Genomic DNA, 18,447 nt, shown 5'->3' on the forward strand with positions numbered 1-18,447 from the left:
CAACTCCGCAGGCGTGTTCTGCGACCGGCAGGGGGAGCGCCCTGAGAGCGCGTTGGCCGCCGCGGGACACAGGGCTGGTTTTATATCCGACGTAGAAGTATTATGTTAAAATGTCGGGGCGACCCGAACCACAGCTTGTACCATCATCCGTGCGGATTCTCATGAAAAAGATTGTCGAATGTGTCCCGAATTTCTCCGAAGGCCGCGACCAGCGCGTCATCGATGCCATTGCCGACGCCATACGTGCCACGGCCGGCTGTACACTGTTGGATGTGGATCCCGGCAAATCCACCAACCGTACGGTGTACACCTTTGTCGGTTCGCCGGAAGCCGTGGTGGAGGGCGCCCTGAACGCCGCGCGTGCCGCAAAGGGCCTCATTGACATGACGAAGCACAGTGGTGAACATCCGCGCATGGGCGCCATGGATGTCTGCCCCTTCGTGCCCGTCGCAAACGTCACCATGGAGGAATGCGTGGAATGCGCGAAGCGCTTCGGTGCCCGCGCGGGTGAGGAACTCGGCCTTCCGATCTATCTCTATGAGGAAGCGCAGCCGCTGGAATACCGAAAAAGTCTCAAGCACATCCGTGCCGGCGAGTACGAAGGAATGGCCAAGAAAATCGTTCAGCCCGAGTGGAAGCCCGATTTCGGTCCGGCGGAGTTTCTCCCTTCCTGGGGAGCCACCGCCACGGGGGCGCGTTTCTTTCTCATCGCCTACAACGTGAACATTCTCGGCACCAAAGAGCAGGCGCATCGCATTGCCCTGAACATCCGCGAGCAGGGAAGAGGCGAGGACGAACCCGGACGTCTCAAGGCCGTGAAGGGAATCGGGTGGTGGGTGGACGAGTACAACATGGCGCAGGTGTCCATGAATCTCGACAACTACAATATCACGCCGCCGCATGTCGCCTTCGAGGAATGTACCAAGGATGCGCGCGAACTGAATCTTGCCTCGGCGGGATCCGAAATCGTGGGTTTGATTCCCCTGCAGGCCATGCTGCTGGCGGCGGATTACTACATCGAGAAAGAAAACCTGTTCATCATTGACGAGCAGCAGAAAATTCGTCTCGTGATCGAGCGTCTGGGACTGAACTCTGTCTCCCGCTTCGATCCGAAGAAGCGCATCATCGAATACATGATCGAAGAGGAGGGCAGCGAGCCTCTTGCGAGCATGAGCGTTCGCGACTTCGTGGAACTTACCGGCGCACGCACGTCCGCTCCAGGCGGTGGATCCGCCTCCGCGCTCATCGCCGCCACCGGAGCCGCGCTCGGCGCCATGGTAGGATGGATGACCTATGGCAAGAAGAAATTCGAGGACAAGGACGCCATCATGCGGCGCCTGATCCCGCCGCTGCATCATGCGATGAAGGATCTGCTCCCCATGATCGACGCGGACACCAACGCCTTCAACGATTACATGGATGCGCTCGGCATGCCGAAAACCACCGATGAGGAAAAAGCGCTTCGCACAGCGGCCATGCAGGCAGGATTGAAAAAGGCGGTTGAGGTTCCCCTCGGCACGATGCGCATCGCGGACCGCTGTTGGGATGCCATGGAGGAGATGGCACAGCACGGGAACATGAGCTCGCGCTCGGATTTGGAAGTCGGCGCGAAAGCGCTCGAGACGGGTATCTGGGGTGCTTACAAGAATGTCATGATCAATCTCGACAGCATCAAGGATGAGGACTACACTCTGCGCATCCGCGGAGAAGCCGATGCCATACTCGCACGCGCAAAGGAGAGGTGCATAGGTGTGCTCGGTATACTGCAAGCACGTGGATAATCGTATACGGGCCGCTGAAAGCGGCCCGTATCGCATGTAGTGCTGTGCGTGATCCGGTCCGCCCATACGCTCCGGGCACGGGCGGTCGGGACAAACGACTTGTTATTCTTCTATATTCGTGCTATACTATGGTCGCTTCAACGTCGTATTCCTCCGGTACACCGCGACGACCGCTGTCCGTGTCTTGCACCAAACACCGTCCACAAGGAGGCCTTCTGATGAGACGCATTGCCACCCTGCTGATCCTTCTCCTGCGCGCAGTCTCGCTCTCTGCGGCTGAACCGGACACACTGGCCTCCTATCGTAATGTGCTCATGGTGTCCATCGGTTATCAACACTCCCCCCTGACCGAGTTCAACGATGGTATCGCACCCAGCGGCTTTGACGCGGTGAGTGCGACGAATCTGACGGGAGGGTTTGAATGGGCCTTCATCAATGCTCCGAAGCACATGCAGTCCATCTCGCTGGAGTTCACGCTTGCAAAGGAACTTGAGCGCGCCGAACCCCTGCAGCCGGCCCGCGAATTCCAGGTACGGAGCATGGCCGGGTACCTCAATTCCGGTCTGCCCGTGTACAACGATGGTTTTCATCGATTGCTGTTCCGTCTGGACCTCGGTGTGGGACTGACCGTGCTGTCGTCCGCACTGAAGCAGAACTTCCAGGATGTACTCGACGGGCTTCCGGCCGAGCGAAACACCATCAGTCAAAGTTCGCTGCTGCTGCGCCTCGGATTCCGGCATGAATTCCGTTTCGACAGCGACGCCGAATCTCCTTTCCCTATCGGTATCCGTGTGGGCTATGCGTTTACCCTCACCACCAACGACTGGACAAACGCCGATGCATTCGGCGCTTCAGGTATGCAGATCAGCGGGGGACCGAAGGCACAGTATACCGGTTTCTCCGCAGCCCTCGATCTGCCGCTGGCGGTATTTCGGTAAGCGAACAGCATAGAGCGCCACAGGGGGGCCTGATCGCTTTTCGCAACCGGGCAGCCAACAATTTCCGGTACGTATCGCCTCGCGATGTCCGGCGCAGGATCATGCATGGACAGCATCCCGGTGCTCGCCGGACGCTGTCCGTTTACCGTCATTGTCCTGTCCTCCACACCTCCGTATATTGACGAAATGGATAGTGCGCTCACGACAACGGAAATACTGCGCAGGCTTTTACAAGGCGAGATAAGCACCGAGGATTGTGTACGCGCGATCGAAGCGGGTCGCAGTCACACACTTGCGGTGGATGGCATTGCACGGCTCGATCCCGGACGCAGGGAGCGTACGGGTTTTCCGGAGGTCATACTGGCGGAGGGCAAAGCGGATGATGATGTGCTGCGCATTCTTGAAACCCTTCGCGACGCGGCCAGAAGCAACATTCTCGTCTCGCGTCTCACGGAGCACCTCTTCGCTTCCTGTGCCAAAATACTTCCCGATGCCGAATACCATCACCGTTCCGGTATGGCGGTGTTCCGTCCGGATCCGCCGCAGGAACTGAAGGGTGACATTGCACTGATCACCGCCGGCACCGCCGATCTCGGCATCGCCGAAGAGATAGAGATCGCCTGCCGCTATGCGGGCAGTTCCGTCCGCAGTTTTGCCGATGTGGGCGTTGCCGGCTTGCACCGCCTTCTCGATATTGTGCCGGAACTGGAGCGAGCCCGCGTCGTTGTCTGTGTGGCAGGCATGGAGGCGGCACTGCCGAGCGTACTCGCCGGTTTGCTTTCCGCACCCGTGATTGGCGTACCGGTTTCAACCGGCTATGGCGTCAATTCCGGAGGATGGAATGCCCTGCTTTCCATGCTGGGGTCCTGCGCCCCTGGCGTCCTCACGGTGAACATCGACAACGGTATCGGCGCAGCGGCTGCAGCCCACCGCATCAATCTGCTCGGAGAAGGGAAGCAGCGATGAGCGACACTGCGGCACAGTATCAGGCGCTCCTTTCGCGTATTGCGGCGGATGGCACTTCAGAAGGGGACAACTATGTGGCATTCTCCGGCGGAGTGGACAGTGCGCTGGTAGCACACGGCGTGCATCGGGTATTTCCCGGACGTGCGCTCGCTGTCATGGCGCTGTCGCCATCCGTCTCCCGCGAGATGCGGGCATCCGCCGAGGCAGTTGCGGCACACATTGCTATTCCACTTCGCTTCGTGCAAACGTATGAAACAGAGAATCCCGTGTATGTCGCGAATGAAGGCCTCAGTTGTTATGTATGCAAAAGCGGCATATACGATGCCATGAAGGCCATACGCGAACTGTTGCCCGCCGGAGAGGTCCGGTTGTTCAACGGGACCAATGCCGATGACCTGTCGGATCCCACGCGCGTGGGACTGCTCGCCGCCCGTGAACATGGCGTTCTCAGCCCTCTCGATTATCTCCGCAAAGAGGATGTCCGGCGGTTGTCGCGGCATGCGGGACTGCCGAACTGGAATCACGCGGCCTCACCCTGTCTTCGATCAAGACTGCATAGCGGCGTTCCGGCCAGTGATGTACACCTTCATCGCGTAGAAAGCGCCGAACGCATCGTTCGCAGCACGTATGGTCTTTCTCCCGCATGCAACTTCCGCGTACGCCATCTGCCCGGCGACCTCGCCATGTTGGAATTCGATGCCGAAACGTTAGCCACCGTCGACCCGGCTCTCTGTCGCGATGCGTTGATCGGGCTGGGCTATGCGGATGTACAGATACGCGTTTTTCGTTCCGGAGCCGTTGCATTCACACCGAGCGCCTCCGATTCCTGATCACCAGCGCCGTCCAGGCGGCCGGAAACCCATGCATCTTACCGAACTCCTCGCCCACAAACGCATTCTCATACTCGACGGCGCCATGGGCACAGAATTGCAGCGTCAGGGTGTCGTGCTGGAGCCGCCGCTGTGGTCCGCGACGGCGCTTTTACGCGCACCGCATGTGGTACGCAACATCCATTTCGCCTATTTGCACGCCGGCGCGGATATGATCACCACAAATACTTTCAGGACGAATATTCGAACCCTCGAGCGGGCGGGGATGGAGCATCGTTGGGAGGAACTCAACATGAAGGCGATGCAGCTCGCTCTCGAAGCCAGGGAGCGCTACATCCCCTCGCGTCCCGTGCTCATCGCGGGGGGGCTGGCTCCGGTAGAGGATTGCTACAGGCCCGATCTGGTTCCTGACGATGCGCAGCTGTTGGAGGAGCACACGAAGCAGGCCGAACTGTTGAGCATGCTCCGTGCGGATTTTCTGCTGGTCGAGACCATGATGACCGAACGCGAGGCGGTGATCGCCACGCACGCGGCTGCATCGACCGGCAAGGATGTCGCGACCAGCTTCACGTGCGGCGCAGACGGCAAGCTGCTTTCGGGAGAAGACGTTGTCGCGGCGGCGCGTTCCGTGCTGGATGCCGGCGCTGTGGCGGTGATGATCAACTGCGTTTCGACGCGCACCATGCTCGATCCGCTCACCCGGCTCACCTCATCTCTGGATGCTCCGGTAGGATGTTATGCGAATGTCGGGGATCCCACGGCAGACAATGCCAGCGATCTCGTGTGCGAGGTGGACGTAGAGGGCTTTGCTTTGGCTTCGCTTGGATGGCTGGCTGCCGGAGCGCGCCTCATCGGAGGATGTTGCGGCAGCACAGCGGAACATATTACAGCGCTCACACGTCTTCATTCGCCTGAAACCCTGACCATGCAAGAAAAGGAGATCGATGCGTGGAACACGCGCGACAGGTACACGACGCCGACCATTTCCCTCGGGGACGACGAATGACGCGATTGCAGCACATTTTTTACTCCTGCGCATTTTTCCTTCTGGCATTCGTAGCGGGTGTGACCGCACAGGAACGCCCCGTGCCGCAGACCTCGCCGCTCGTACCACGTCAATGGATTCTCACTCTACAGGGCAGCGCGACAAAGGGATTCGATGATTTTCCCGACACACGGTTTTCCGGCGGCGGGGCATTTTTGCTCAAGCGCCATCTCCTCGATATCAGCGGCGGAAGAAGGGGATTGCTCTATGCGCAGGCGGGACTGGGTTTTTATGATATGCAGTTCAAGACGAGCGCGGATATGTATCGGGTGTTCGACACCTCCCGTCTGGAAATGCACGAAACGAACCGCAGTTTTATCATGCCCCTGTCCTTCTCGGCACACTGGCGCGGCACCATCGGGCCGCGCAGCCAGGTATTTCTCGGCGCGGGGCTCGAGGCGCTGTATTTTTCTCCGATGAATCCCAACGGCGACGCACTAGAGCGGCCGCAGGAGAAATATGGTAAATGGACGCTGGGCATTCCGCTGAGCGTCGAACTCGAGTATTTACTCTCCGACGACCTCGCGCTGAATCTGCACGGCACGATGCATCAGAGCTTCACCGATTACCTGGATGGTTTTTCGCAGGGTGGATGGAGCGATGCGTTATTGGTTTTCGGCATCGGGGTCAGCTACTCCTTTCCGCCGGCGGACAGAGACCGCGACTATGATGGCTTGCTGGACCGCGACGAGATCCATGTGTACCGCACGAATCCCGACAATTCCGACACTGACGGTGACGGACTGAACGACGGTGAGGAGGTTGTGCTCGGTACTTCACCGTTACGTGCGGATACCGATGGAGACGGATTGAACGACGGCGACGAGGTGCGGGTGTACGGCACCGAGCCGCTTCGCAAGGATTCCGACGGTGACGGACTCACTGACATGGAGGAAATTCGCCTCGGCAGTTCGCCGACCAGAGCGGACACGGACAACGATGGTCTTCCGGATGCTGTTGAACTGGCGCGGGGTACCGATCCGCTGAGCCGGGACACCGACGGCGACGGTTTGCCCGATGGTCTCGAAGTCGTTTCGAGCCCCTTGCTTCGCGACACAGACAGCGACGGTCTGGACGACGCGCTCGAGAGCGCCCATAGTCTGCGACCGCACGACAGCGATTTCGATGCCGACGGTATTCCCGATTTCCTGGAAATTCAGATTGGCACAGACCCGAAGAAACCCGACACAGACAACGACGGCGCAACCGATTATGCCGAGTATTACGGGTTGATGACCGACCCACGCACTCCCGATACGGACGGGGACGGCATTCTCGACGGCTACGATCCATCACCGCTCGGCAGTTCCGGCGTCAATCCAGTTCAGCGTGTATACTGGACGTTGTCGGAAGTTTTTCTGCCCGGTCAGACGGTGGATGAAACATCCAAGTCTTTCCTTCTGCTGTTACATTTGATCCGCAGTGCTCCCCGCCAGCAGGTATCCGAACTGGAAATCGAAGTTCTGGGTCGCGACATGACCGAGGCACGGGAACGGCTCGATCAGCTCCGCACCTTCCTCAGGCGCCTGACCAATGGTTGGGACATACCGAGTATGACTTTTATAGAGGATGTCGAATCGCGCGGGCTGCTCGATGTGCGCATTCGTTATATCTGGAATCGAAGTCTCGGCAAATAGCCGCGGGTGCGCGGAGGAAGTCCGCCTTGTTTCTCCGGATGGAGTGCCGATCCTGGTATGATCCCGGACATGCGAGCGCCGTTTCGGTGGCTGAGCTCCCTTTAGCCGAAGTTGAGCATCCCTTTCCAGAATTGTGGGAGCTTCATGAAACGCCCACTTTTGCGGCGGATGTGGGAGGTTCATGAAACGCCCACTTTTACGTCGGATGTGGGAGGTTCATGGATCGCCCAGTTTTGCGTCGGATGTGGGAGGTTCATGAAACGCCCAGTTTTGTGTCGGATGTGGGAGGTTCATGAAACGCCCACTTTTACGTCGGATGTGGGAGGTTTATGGATCGCCCAGTTTTGCGTCGGATGTGGGAGGTTCATGAAACGCCCAGTTTTGTGTCGAATGTGGGAGGTTCATGAAACGCCCACTTTTACGTCGAATGTGGGAGGTTCATGGATCGCCCAGTTTTGCGTCGAATGTGGGAGGTTCATGGATCGCCCAGTTTTGCGTCGGATATGGGAGGTTCATGGATCGCCCAGTTCGCCGGCGATATTCTGCTGCTCGTGATGCAGCGATGCGAGTGATGAAAATTCCATGCTCTCTCTGAGGATATTTTCATATGAGTGAGGTTGCTGCGATCGTGAAGTCGGAGAACCATAGTCCCGGATGTGATGCAGGAATGGATCAGAGCATGGCAAGTGCGGGCACACGCAGCATGAAAACACACAGGCCCCGCAGCAGCGGGGCCTGTGTGTTTGTGTATCCGCGTGGATGACTGCGGATTCCTGTGCCGCGACGGTATGGTACACGCGGACGCGTGCGCGACGCTATCCCTCGCGGCTATTTGTTCAGCGCCATGCGCATGGTCTTTGTGAAGCTGAGACCGCTTTCGAGACCGGTCATGACCACGGTTGCTACGTAACTGCCGCTCGGGAGCCCGGCGGCATCGAAAAGCACCTGATGCACACCGCTCTCCATCGTACCGTTCACGAGGGTTGCCACTTCACGGCCGAGCATATCGTTGACCGTCAATGTGACAGTGCTTCTTTCGGGTACGCTGAACCGTATCGTGGTGGAAGGATTGAATGGATTCGGATAGTTCTGATCCATATCAAACGTCGCAGCGGAGAACGCATTGCGTTTGTCCATGTCCTCGCCATGGTCACGCAGCCAATTCAGCTTGATTGCAATGTAATCGAAGTTGTTGACCACGCCGTTGCCGTCGGCATCCATGTAGCAACCTTCGGGCGTGAACCAGGGAATGGACGCTTGCGGCTCCCAGGCGAGATAGGCCAGCGGGTTGCTTTCAGCGCCAAATATGAAGCGGGCGGGGCCGTTCAGCCAGTTCGACCGAAGATTTGCGTCGTAGATGTATCTATTCAGCGACGCACGGTCGCCGTAGTTCACGATGCCGTCGTTGTTCACATCGCCGGGCCAGACTTCACAGAGCTGCGTGCCGGCTTTGATAAAGAGCGAGGAGACTTTCGTGCGGACATCCTCATAGAAGAGGCAATTGTTGTACACCGAGAACACTGCCTCCACGATATAGTACGCCGGCGGCAGATTCACATTCACGATATGGAAGCCGTTCAGTGCACCGACCGGCTTTTGCGCCACAAAGGATTCAGTGTACGCGGGGGTGGAGGACGGATCGCCGACACGGTAGAAGTTCAGCGTGATCGGTACGCTGTACGCCTCGTTCAGAGGATAGGATACGGAGTAATTCACCCGGATCGGACCCGGGGTCTCGTAGTATCCCTGAAACATCCCGGAAGCGTCGCTGAGCGTCATGGTAACGACTCCGGCGGGGACGAAGCAACCGAAGCGATACGTCAGGCCCTGCGGAGGGCCGAAGGTGGCATTGAAATTCGAGAACGCGGTTGTGGAGGTGGTGTTGGCCGTCGAGGTCGCCCAGGTGTTCGTGGTCTGTAGCGCAACACGACGCTGGAAATCCGCGGTAGTTGAGGCCACTCCCGCATACACGGTACGGGCAGCGTTATCCGTGCACGCACCATAGACAAATTCGATCATTCCGGATGTTTCGTACATCTTCACCTGATAATTGTAGGTGTTCGGGGTGGGGAAGCTGTTGGTCCAGTACGACATGCCATTGAACTGAATGGTGAGCACACGGTTGGGCGCCGTACCGCTGACTTCCCAGCGAATGGGATTCGCCGGATCGGAACGAGAGTCCGTATTGAAGGGTGACAGCACACCGGCCCGACCCGTGAAATTCACATTCATGACATTGCTGATACTCGTTGTTCCGGCCCCGAGCGTCACATAGCCGTTCGTCCCGACGAAGCAGGAAGTATAGGTGTTGCCGTTGAAAGGGAATGGAAAGCCGAAGTTCACCGTCCAGTACCCGTCGTCGAGGCTGCCGACCAGACCCGTGGTCAGGACATTGGCATTGCCGATGGGTGTGTAGGTACCGATGAACTGTGTAAATGGCAAGCCCGAGACCTGCGCGTTGGAAACGCCTGTTGATGCCATCAGCAGCAACGCGGCTGCGAAAATGGCGAATCTATTCTTCATGATATCCTCCGTGAAAGAGAGATTGAAGCGCACCTGTGCGTGCAGCTTTAAGTTTGAAAATATGTTACAACAAGAAATTGCATCTGCAATATATTGTGAAAAACTTTCACAAAGCATTGAAAAGTTCTGAAAACGGCTCGTAAAGAGCATAAACCTTCAAATTTGAATCATATTCGCAGGGTAAAAATTTGTCCCCCTTCTGTTTTCCGATCCCTGCGTCTGTGTGCCCTGGCATCACAGTGCCGAATTGCCCAGATGCATCGGGACATTGGTGCGCAATCGCGACCAGCGCGGAGTACGACTGTCCTGACAGTTCGCGCGCTTCCCTTGTGCATCGGGGTGATGTCCATTTCGTATTGATCTTCCCGATTCTTGCGATCCGAGGCCTCTACAGGTTCATGCCGTCGATTGCGCGATCCCTGCAGCCCATCTATGGGTGATACATGCGCGGTATACGCGCTTTCACCTTGTTTCTCTCTGCCTGAAGTGATAAGTTTTCTGATTACGGCACGCGCGTTTTCCATTCCGCGGAGCATCCGCTGGTCCAAGAAACGCCATAACCTTTTATGTGAACCTGTATGTGTGGAATAGTTGGATATATCGGTTTCAGGGAAGCGACACCCATCATCCTTGACGGGCTCAGGCGACTTGAATACCGGGGATACGATTCGGCGGGACTGGCCATTTTATCGGACAACGGCATCCGTATCCAAAAGAAGGCCGGGAAAGTGGCCGATCTCGAGAATCTTATCGAGCTCCACCCCATGAATGCCACTATCGGCATCGGTCACACGCGCTGGGCGACCCATGGCGAGCCCAACGACGTCAACGCACATCCGCATGCCGATCATTCCGGCGGCATCGTGCTCGTACACAACGGCATCATCGAAAACCATCTGGCTATTCGGCGCCGGCTCAATCGCGACGGCATAACGTTTACCACCGACACGGACACCGAAGCGCTGGTACAGCTCATTTCCACGTTTTTCGATATTACGAACAACCTCGAGCAAGCCGTTCGGCTCGCCCTTCATGAAATAGACGGTACCTTCGGCATTGTCGTCATGTCCAACAGAGAACCGGAAAAGCTGATCGCCGCCCGTCGCGGTAGTCCGCTGGTGCTCGGCATCAACGACAACGAATATTTCATCGCATCGGATGCCTCGGCCATCGTGGGCCATACACGGCAGGTGATCTTCCTCGAAGACGACGACATCGCAACGATCTCCCGGGATGGCTATGAAGTAAAAACGCTGGGAGATGAAATTATCGAGCACGAAATCGAGCTCATCACCTACGACATCGAGCAGATAGAAAAAGGTGGTTTTGACCATTTCATGCTCAAGGAAATCAATGAGCAGCCGCAGACGATACAGGATTCCATGCGCGGACGGCTCATGACGGATAAGGGCACCGCGAAGCTCGGGGGTCTGCGTGACGTGCTGCCCGTGCTCAACAATGCCCGCCGTATTATCATCACCGCCTGCGGAACCTCCTGGCATGCGGCGCTTGTCGGCGAATACATGCTCGAGCATTACGCCCGCATCCCCGTCGAAGTCGAATACGCCTCCGAATTCCGTTACCGCGATCCCATCATTCATGAGGATGATGTCGTGATCGCCATCAGCCAGAGCGGCGAAACAGCGGACACGCTCGCCGCGTTGCGTGAGGCGAAAAAACGCGGCGCCACGGTGCTCGGAATATGTAATGTCGTAGGAAGCACGATAGCGCGCGAAACACATGCAGGGGTATTCGTCCATGCCGGACCGGAAATAGGTGTGGCCTCCACCAAGGCCTTCACCGCCCAGCTGGTCGCGCTGTCGCTCATCACGCTGATGCTCGGCCGCAACCGCGGATTCATCTCGCTCGACGAGGGGCAAACCTTCGCGCGCGAGCTTATGGCCATACCGGAAAAGGTGCGCGAGATTCTGGAGAACGTCGATCCGATACGCAAACTCGCCGAACAGTATTTCACCGCCACCAATGCACTGTATCTCGGTCGGGGCTACAATTTCCCCACCGCTCTCGAAGGTGCCCTAAAACTGAAGGAAATTTCGTACATCCATGCGGAGGGCTATCCCGCGGCGGAGATGAAGCACGGACCGATCGCACTTATTGATGAAAACATGCCCGTGGTGTTTCTCGCGCCACAGGACAGAATTCACGAAAAAGTGATCAGCAATATCCAGGAAGTAAAAGCCCGCAAGGGACAGGTGATCGCCATCGTCAATCATGAAGACGAAGCCATCACCGAACTGGCCGATCATGTGATCTGCATTCCGCGAACTGTTGATTTTCTCTCGCCACTGCTGACGGTCATCCCGCTGCAGCTCCTGGCCTACTATATCGCCGTTCTGCGCGGCTGCAATGTCGATCAGCCGCGAAATCTGGCAAAGAGCGTTACCGTGGAGTAGTTGTTCGTAGTATTATCGAGATTCCGGATTCCATGCGTATGACCAGTACCCTGCCAGATACAACGACGCTCAGCGATGCCGAGCTCGCCCGTGACATCCTGCGGCTGAAAGAGGAGATGAACGCGGTCATCCTGGCGCATTACTATCAGGACGAAGCCATACAGGACATTGCTGACGTCCGAGGTGACAGTTTCGAGCTCTCCCGCCGTGCCGCACAAACCGACGCCGACGTGATCGTGTTTGCCGGCGTGCATTTCATGGCTGAAACCGCCGCGATACTGAATCCGACGAAGCTCGTGCTCATGCCGGACCTCAACGCCGGTTGCTCCCTCGCGGAGAGCGCCCCGGCGCATCTCTTCAGAATGTACCGACAGCAGCATCCGCAGCATCTGGCGGTGACGTATATCAATTGCTCGGCGGAAGTGAAAGCGCTGAGTGACATCATCTGCACGTCGAGCAGCGCCGAGACCATACTCGCCAAAATCCCCGCGGATGTCCCCATCCTTTTTTCGCCCGATAAAAATCTTGGCGGTTATGTGCGCGCGAAGACCGGACGCGAGATGCTGCTCTGGCAGGGGGTGTGCACTGTCCATGAGGCCTTCAGCGAAGCGCATATTTCGGTGCTCATCGAGGAACATCCCGACGCCGAGCTCATCGCGCATCCCGAATGCGAGGCAGCGGTGTTGCGCCATGCGGGATTCATCGGCTCCACCAGCGCACTCCTTCGTTACGTGCAGGAAGGGCCGGTCCGCAGCTATATCGTCGCCACCGAAGCAGGAATTCTGCATCAGATGCGCAAAGCCGCACCGGAAAATGAGTATATTCCGGCACCGCCGGAAAACGGCTGTCTGTGCAACGTGTGCGATTACATGAAGGTGCATACGCTGCGGAAGCTTCATCAGTGTATGCTGCGCCGTTCTCCTGCGGTGCGTGTGGCGGAAGATATCCGGTCGCGTGCATTGCGGCCGATACAACGCATGATCGAACTCCACGATGCCGATGCAAGCCGCGCAGCCGCGATACTCGCGGAGATCGAACTGCCATTTCAGGGCTGAACGGTAGCGCAGCCGAGCAGGCAACGTACCTGACTATTTGATTCCATTTCCATTCTATCAAGAGGTTGTTATGAAGAAACTGCTCCAGATCCTGCTGCTTACCGCGGTCCTGGCCGGCAGCGCCAGTGCTCAGCAGCTCGTGGATCTGTTCCATTATCAGGCGGAACAGAACTTTACCCTGCTCGGACTTCCCGCAGGCGCCATGGCCATCACGCGCTTCGAGGTTGAGGACGCGGCGGCTCTGCATGAAATCAACGTGTGGTTCTACAATCAGGAACAGGCCGGCGACAGTGTCATCGTGTACCTGTTCGGCAAGGAAGGCGGCGGTGCGTTTCCACTGCTCCTGAGTCCGCTGGCCACAATACGCGCCTTCGTGCCGGGACAGTTCAACAACCTCGTGCGCTTCACCTTCGATCAGCAGAAGCCCACGTTTACACGACCCACAAATTTCTTCGTCGGTGTGAGAATATTCGGCACCAACGTCAAGGTCCGCATGGACAACATTACGCAGACCCCGACCTGTGCGACCAGTGCCGGCGATACACTGTACACCAGCTCCTACTGGCAGGATCTTCAACCGCCGTACATTCCCTTCAACGGCCGGCTTGCGAACGGCATGGCCACGAACAACTGGTATGTGGGCGTGAAGGTGGAGTATAATCCCGTGAGTCAGACGGGCTTTACGGAATCGACGCTGCTCGCAGGTCTCACCATGCCGCCCAGCGGCCGCCGCATGTCGTGGGCGGATTTCGACGGCGACGGGTATCAGGATTTGCTCTATGGAAAGCATCTGCTCCGCAATAACGGCAGCGGGCGTTTCGTCGACATATCCAGCCAGGTCGGCTACGATGGCGGAAGCATTATCAACATGTTTGCCGATATCGACAATGACGGTGATCTCGACATCGTGTGTTCTCCCGAGACCTGGATTTACGTCAACAACGGCGGGCAGTTCACCAAAGACACCGAACCGGGCTTTAGTCCTGGCCGCAATTCCACCGCCATGGCCATCGCCGATTACGACAACGACAATTATCTCGATATGTTCGTTGCCAACGGCGAATACATGTACATGAAGAATCCCGCCAACAATCGTGATTCAGCGCTTGTACGCGGCGCGGCCTGGGAAGCGTTTCTCTACGGAAACTCCAACAACGGCAAATTCCGTGATGTCAAAGGCATGATACTCGGCGGGTACCGGAGCGGTGCCTTCGGACGCAATCCCTACGACAATCAGCAGACGGTACAGGGCTACCGGCCGATCACCGGCGCCATGTGGGTGGATATTGATCTCGATGGCGACATGGATCTTTACGCTTCGGTGGACCGTCTGCAACCGAACTACATGTGGGAAAACCAGGGCAACGGATTTTTCCGCGATGTAGCCATGCAGCACGGCCTGCAGGGTGTGGTCAAGACCGATCCCGATTATATCGGCCTGTTCGGCAACACCAAGGGATGCGACTTCATTGATTACGACAATGACGGGGATCCGGATCTCTTCACCGGCGAGGCAGCCGAGCAATGGCGCCTCCTTGCGGGTGATCTGACTTCCGTGTGGTCCAACAGCGGGAAGCCCAACAGCCAGTTCAGCCAGGTGGCCAACACGACCAGCAAGATCGAATTCCAGATGCAGTGGGGCGATGTGGCCTGGGGCGATTTCGATAATGATGGTATCCCCGATGTTTTCATCACCTCCGGTGAAAACTGCTACAATGCCACACTTCTTCATCAGCAGCCGGATCAGAGCTTCGCGAACCTGACGTATCAGATGGGTATCAATGCGGAGAACAGTCTCGGCGCGGTGTGGGTGGATTACGACAACGACGGTGATCTGGATCTCTGCGTGGCCGCGGAAACCGGTATCAAATTGTATCGCAACGACATGCCGAAGCAGTTCAACTGGATTGCATTCAACCTGCGTACACGCACATCCAATGTGTATGGTGTCGGATCGCGCATCGAGGTTGTCGCGGGTGGGAAGAAATACACGCGCTGGATCACCATCGGCAAGGGTGCCGGATCACAGGCGCCGTTCGTGCAGCATGTCGGCATCGGCGCGGCGACAGCCGTGGATTCGGCGGTATTCGTGCTGCCCAATGGCGAGCGTTTCTCCCTCATCAATCCGGAAATCAACAAGCTGCACAACATTCTCGAGCCGGAGCCTGTGGATGTTGACGAGCTTGCGACAGCGCAGGCCATCGCGTTGCAGCAGAACTATCCCAATCCGTTCTCGCGTTCGGCGAACAGCACGACACGCATAAGCTACGACATGGCATCGCCGGGCAATGTCACACTGCACGTGTACGACTCCCGCGGAGCCATTGTCCGGACGCTGGTGAGCGGGTACAATACCGCCGGAACGCATTCCGTGAACTGGGATGGCACCGCCGAATCCGGTCTGACCGTGGCCACCGGTACATACACCTGCGTGCTCACTGTCAACGGTACTACCGCCACACGGCAGATGGTGGTGGTGAAGTAACGTTTCCCGAAGACAAAAAAAATTGATACTATGCGGAGTCCTTCGGGACTCCGCATTTTTTTATCATGGCCTGGCTGTACATGATTCATGCTCTGCGCATTCTGACCTTCATTCTTCTTGTGACCTCCTGCGCTATGGCGCAACACTACACGCGCGGCGCGGCGCGTCTGGGGATACTCGGAGGTGTCAACATCGGCGGAGAAGAAGCCACACTGAAGTACGCCCAGTACACATTGCATCCTTACGGTATGGCAACCGGACAGTATTATCCGGTACATCGTATCGCACTGTCCGCGTCGCTGTATGCCGGCACACTGGCCGCCGAATTCAGCGGACGGGCACTTTTCCCCGGCTACGGACGGCAGCAGATTACGGAGTACGATACGAAGTATTACGGCGTCTCAGCGGGTGGGGATTGGATGGTGTACAGTTTCGGTGATTTCACGCCGTTCACGCGCTTCCGTCTCGGAACAATGATGCATCATACGCGGGTGATCGGCACCGGTGGTTTTGAACGACGTTTGTCGAAGGGCGCGCTTATTTACCAGTTTGGCGGCGGAATAGAGTACTCCCTCAACCGTGAAGTCAAGCTGACGTTCGGTTTCGACCTAACGCTGAGCAATTCGGACGAGATTGACGGACTCGCCTCCGGCGGAAAAAACGACGCGCTTAGTGTTTTTTCTCTCGGCCTGGTCTTCCTTCTGCGTCCCGGAGAGCGAGAAGCTGTCCCAGCTACGCGACCCAGGCCGGTCAGGCCACGTACGACCACGACCGGCCCGGTGGCCGCGACGCAGCGGAGTGATACCGCGCAGACACCTGTTGCGCAGCCGGCAGACGACGACTGGGGGCCTGGCACCAGTCCGGCCTGGTACGACGGCACGTACGAGCCCGCCCGTGACGCCGTCGCTCTGGAGCAAACGCCGATACATGCGGAAGCACTCATACCTGTCGAAGAGGGTGCGAAACTCCAGTTGGTAACGTCGCTCGCCCTGACACCGCTTCGCCGTTTTGCTGATCTTGAAGAAGATCCTTCTCTGTTCACCTTCACCGCGCGGCAGAACGGACGCGAAGCAATGCAACTGCGCAATTACATCGAGATTCTGCGCGACAACGCCGTGATCTATCAGGGCAGCAGCGAGCTGCGATTGTCGGGTCGTGAACGAACGTTCACGGCCGATGAATTTGTGGATCTCCCGGAAATGCTGCTGCGCACACAGGGTGACGAGACTTTGGTCCGTGGTAACTATGTCGTTCGTATCTCCACAGTAGCGTGGGACCATGAGCTCAGCAGCATCAGTCAGGCGAAATTCCTCAATATTGATCTTCGGCCGATCTTCGGCGCGTCTGCGGATACGGCGAAAAGCATCATTTCCACGAAAGCCATTGACGCGAGCGCGGAAGGGGAGGATGCGCTGCTCGTGAACTTCTTCGATCCTCCGCAGCGTGTCGGAGTGGCGGTATCGGGCGATACCGACAACTCCAGAGAGGCGTTCCGCATTACCCCAGCGACGATAGGCAGTGCCGCGATGGAGGAACGTATTGCATCGGACATCGACCGCTCGGCCGGAGAAGCGTTGCGGCTGCGGGGATTGGCCGCGAACAATCGCGATGCGGCACGACTGCGTGTCATCCTGGCGGAAGTGTATTTCCCGCTCAATGACGACAGGATCACCGAGGAAGCACGCCTCATTCTCGACAATGTCGCGAGGCATCTCAATCAGCATCCCGAGCTCTCGATTGAGGTGCGCGGCTATGCGAACGATCAGGGTGACGCGCCCTGGAACACGAATCTTGCACATCGCCGGGCGCAGCGTGTGGTGGAGTATCTCGTACGGCGGAAGTCGAATTCCTGGCGTCTCGGGACGCGCGAAAGCGAGGGATTCCTTGCGCCGATTCGTCCGGGTGAGGATGCGCGCACCGCGAGGAAGGCGGAGATCGTGCTTATCACGAAATAGCGGGAGGCGTGAAAGGGATAGCGCGGAACGCCTCAGCGAAACGCAGAGCCTTTTCGGGATCCACCGGCGCGCTGCTTATTCCCTCTTGTTTGATCGAACTACCGACAATCACGCCGTGCGCTGCGGGAAAAAAGTCACTCAACGAATCCGCATCCGCTCCGCTCCCGACGTACACCGGTACCGGGGAAATGGCGGCGGCGGTTCGGAGGCGCTGCGCATCGGTTTTCCGTCCAGTCCCTTTTCCCGAAACAATGATTGCATCGGCAAGCCCGCGGTGCACGGTATCCGCGAGCGCGTCTTCGAAAGCCTCACCGGCCAGCGGTACCGCGTGCTTCACATGCACATCGGCCAGAATGGCGACATCGCCGGCCCCAATCGTCTGCCTGTAGCGCAGTGTTTCATGTGCCCGGCCTTCGATTATTCCCTGATCGGTGAGCATCGCGCCGGTATGCACGTTGACGCGAATGAATGCCGCTCCGACAGCGGCCGCGATAGCGAGCGACGCCCGCGCATCGTTGCGCAGCACCTGAACACCGAGCGGGAGGCCATACTGACATTGCAACTGGTAAGCTATCACGCACATTTCCGCGATGACCTCAGGTCCGACTTCCGTTTTCGCGAACGGAACATCGCCGAAATTTTCCAGCAGCAGCGCATCGAAGTCCGCATCGGCGAGAGCTTCCGCATCCCTGAGCGCATAAGCGAGAACATCCTCACGCGATCCGGCAAATCCGGGCGATCCTGGCAGCGCGGGCAGGTGTATCATACCGATCAGGCGAAGAGCGGAGAGATCGTGGGTCATCGTGGTCCTGATTGCA

At 57.7% G+C, this 18,447-nt stretch carries 11 protein-coding genes and 1 pseudogene; 10 read left to right on the forward strand and 2 right to left on the reverse strand.

The window, feature by feature from the left end; all coding sequences use genetic code 11:
- Nucleotides 1-161: 161 nt before the first annotated feature.
- From ftcD to M5R41_15660, 6 genes are all read left to right on the forward strand, one after another.
- A complete protein-coding gene (gene ftcD, locus M5R41_15635; protein MCZ7557830.1) occupies nt 162-1,781 on the forward strand; it encodes a glutamate formimidoyltransferase in 1,620 nt (539 codons plus the stop codon).
- 218 nt (nt 1,782-1,999) lie between these two features.
- On the forward strand, nt 2,000-2,719 hold the full coding sequence (locus tag M5R41_15640; protein ID MCZ7557831.1) for a hypothetical protein: 720 nt from the start codon (nt 2,000-2,002) through the stop codon (nt 2,717-2,719).
- Between the two features lie 105 nt (nt 2,720-2,824).
- A complete protein-coding gene (gene larB, locus M5R41_15645) occupies nt 2,825-3,685 on the forward strand; it encodes a nickel pincer cofactor biosynthesis protein LarB (protein MCZ7557832.1) in 861 nt (286 codons plus the stop codon).
- Nucleotides 3,682-4,515, forward strand: a complete 834-nt coding sequence (locus tag M5R41_15650; GenBank protein MCZ7557833.1) for a hypothetical protein — start codon at nt 3,682-3,684, stop codon at nt 4,513-4,515. The genes larB and M5R41_15650 overlap by 4 nt, the downstream gene beginning before the upstream one ends.
- 31 nt (nt 4,516-4,546) lie before the next feature.
- Entirely contained in the window at nt 4,547-5,521 is a 975-nt protein-coding gene (locus M5R41_15655; GenBank protein ID MCZ7557834.1) for a homocysteine S-methyltransferase family protein, read from the forward strand.
- The gene (locus M5R41_15660; GenBank protein ID MCZ7557835.1) at nt 5,518-7,197 is read left to right on the forward strand and encodes a hypothetical protein; all 1,680 of its coding nucleotides are present in this window, start codon (nt 5,518-5,520) and stop codon (nt 7,195-7,197) included. Before M5R41_15655 ends, M5R41_15660 begins: the two co-directional genes overlap by 4 nt.
- 828 nt (nt 7,198-8,025) lie before the next feature.
- Here M5R41_15660 and M5R41_15665 read toward each other — a convergent pair.
- Entirely contained in the window at nt 8,026-9,720 is a 1,695-nt protein-coding gene (locus M5R41_15665) for a T9SS type A sorting domain-containing protein (GenBank protein ID MCZ7557836.1), read from the reverse strand.
- Nucleotides 9,721-10,298: 578 nt separating this feature from the next.
- Between M5R41_15665 and glmS the strand changes: the two genes are divergently transcribed.
- The 4 genes and pseudogenes from glmS to M5R41_15685 all read left to right on the forward strand — a co-directional run bounded on the left by glmS (nt 10,299) and on the right by M5R41_15685 (nt 17,629).
- Nucleotides 10,299-12,134: a glutamine--fructose-6-phosphate transaminase (isomerizing) gene (gene glmS / locus M5R41_15670; protein MCZ7557837.1), complete on the forward strand. Its 1,836-nt coding sequence runs from the start codon at nt 10,299-10,301 to the stop codon at nt 12,132-12,134.
- Nucleotides 12,135-12,172: 38 nt separating this feature from the next.
- A pseudogene (gene nadA, locus M5R41_15675) lies at nt 12,173-13,114 on the forward strand (quinolinate synthase NadA).
- Nucleotides 13,115-13,259: 145 nt separating this feature from the next.
- The gene (locus M5R41_15680) at nt 13,260-15,674 is read left to right on the forward strand and encodes an FG-GAP-like repeat-containing protein (GenBank protein MCZ7557838.1); all 2,415 of its coding nucleotides are present in this window, start codon (nt 13,260-13,262) and stop codon (nt 15,672-15,674) included.
- Nucleotides 15,675-15,739: 65 nt separating this feature from the next.
- Nucleotides 15,740-17,629, forward strand: coding sequence for an OmpA family protein (locus M5R41_15685; protein MCZ7557839.1), 1,890 nt, complete (start codon nt 15,740-15,742; stop codon nt 17,627-17,629).
- Here the strand turns inward: M5R41_15685 and M5R41_15690 are convergent.
- Entirely contained in the window at nt 17,619-18,431 is an 813-nt protein-coding gene (locus M5R41_15690; protein MCZ7557840.1) for a BtpA/SgcQ family protein, read from the reverse strand. The genes M5R41_15685 and M5R41_15690 overlap by 11 nt on opposite strands.
- Nucleotides 18,432-18,447 lie beyond the last annotated feature (16 nt).

This window comes from Bacteroidia bacterium (assembly GCA_027493955.1).
Taxonomy (GTDB): domain Bacteria; phylum Bacteroidota; class Ignavibacteria; order SZUA-365; family SZUA-365; genus JAOSJT01.

Coding starts and splice junctions, on each gene's coding strand:
- ftcD (MCZ7557830.1), top strand. CDS start 162: ATGAAAAAGATTGTCGAATGTGTCCCGAATTTCTCCGAAGGCCGCGAC.
- M5R41_15640 (MCZ7557831.1), top strand. CDS start 2,000: ATGAGACGCATTGCCACCCTGCTGATCCTTCTCCTGCGCGCAGTCTCG.
- larB (MCZ7557832.1), top strand. CDS start 2,825: ATGGACAGCATCCCGGTGCTCGCCGGACGCTGTCCGTTTACCGTCATT.
- M5R41_15650 (MCZ7557833.1), top strand. CDS start 3,682: ATGAGCGACACTGCGGCACAGTATCAGGCGCTCCTTTCGCGTATTGCG.
- M5R41_15655 (MCZ7557834.1), top strand. CDS start 4,547: ATGCATCTTACCGAACTCCTCGCCCACAAACGCATTCTCATACTCGAC.
- M5R41_15660 (MCZ7557835.1), top strand. CDS start 5,518: ATGACGCGATTGCAGCACATTTTTTACTCCTGCGCATTTTTCCTTCTG.
- M5R41_15665 (MCZ7557836.1), bottom strand. CDS start 9,720: ATGAAGAATAGATTCGCCATTTTCGCAGCCGCGTTGCTGCTGATGGCA.
- glmS (MCZ7557837.1), top strand. CDS start 10,299: ATGTGTGGAATAGTTGGATATATCGGTTTCAGGGAAGCGACACCCATC.
- M5R41_15680 (MCZ7557838.1), top strand. CDS start 13,260: ATGAAGAAACTGCTCCAGATCCTGCTGCTTACCGCGGTCCTGGCCGGC.
- M5R41_15685 (MCZ7557839.1), top strand. CDS start 15,740: ATGGCCTGGCTGTACATGATTCATGCTCTGCGCATTCTGACCTTCATT.
- M5R41_15690 (MCZ7557840.1), bottom strand. CDS start 18,431: ATGACCCACGATCTCTCCGCTCTTCGCCTGATCGGTATGATACACCTG.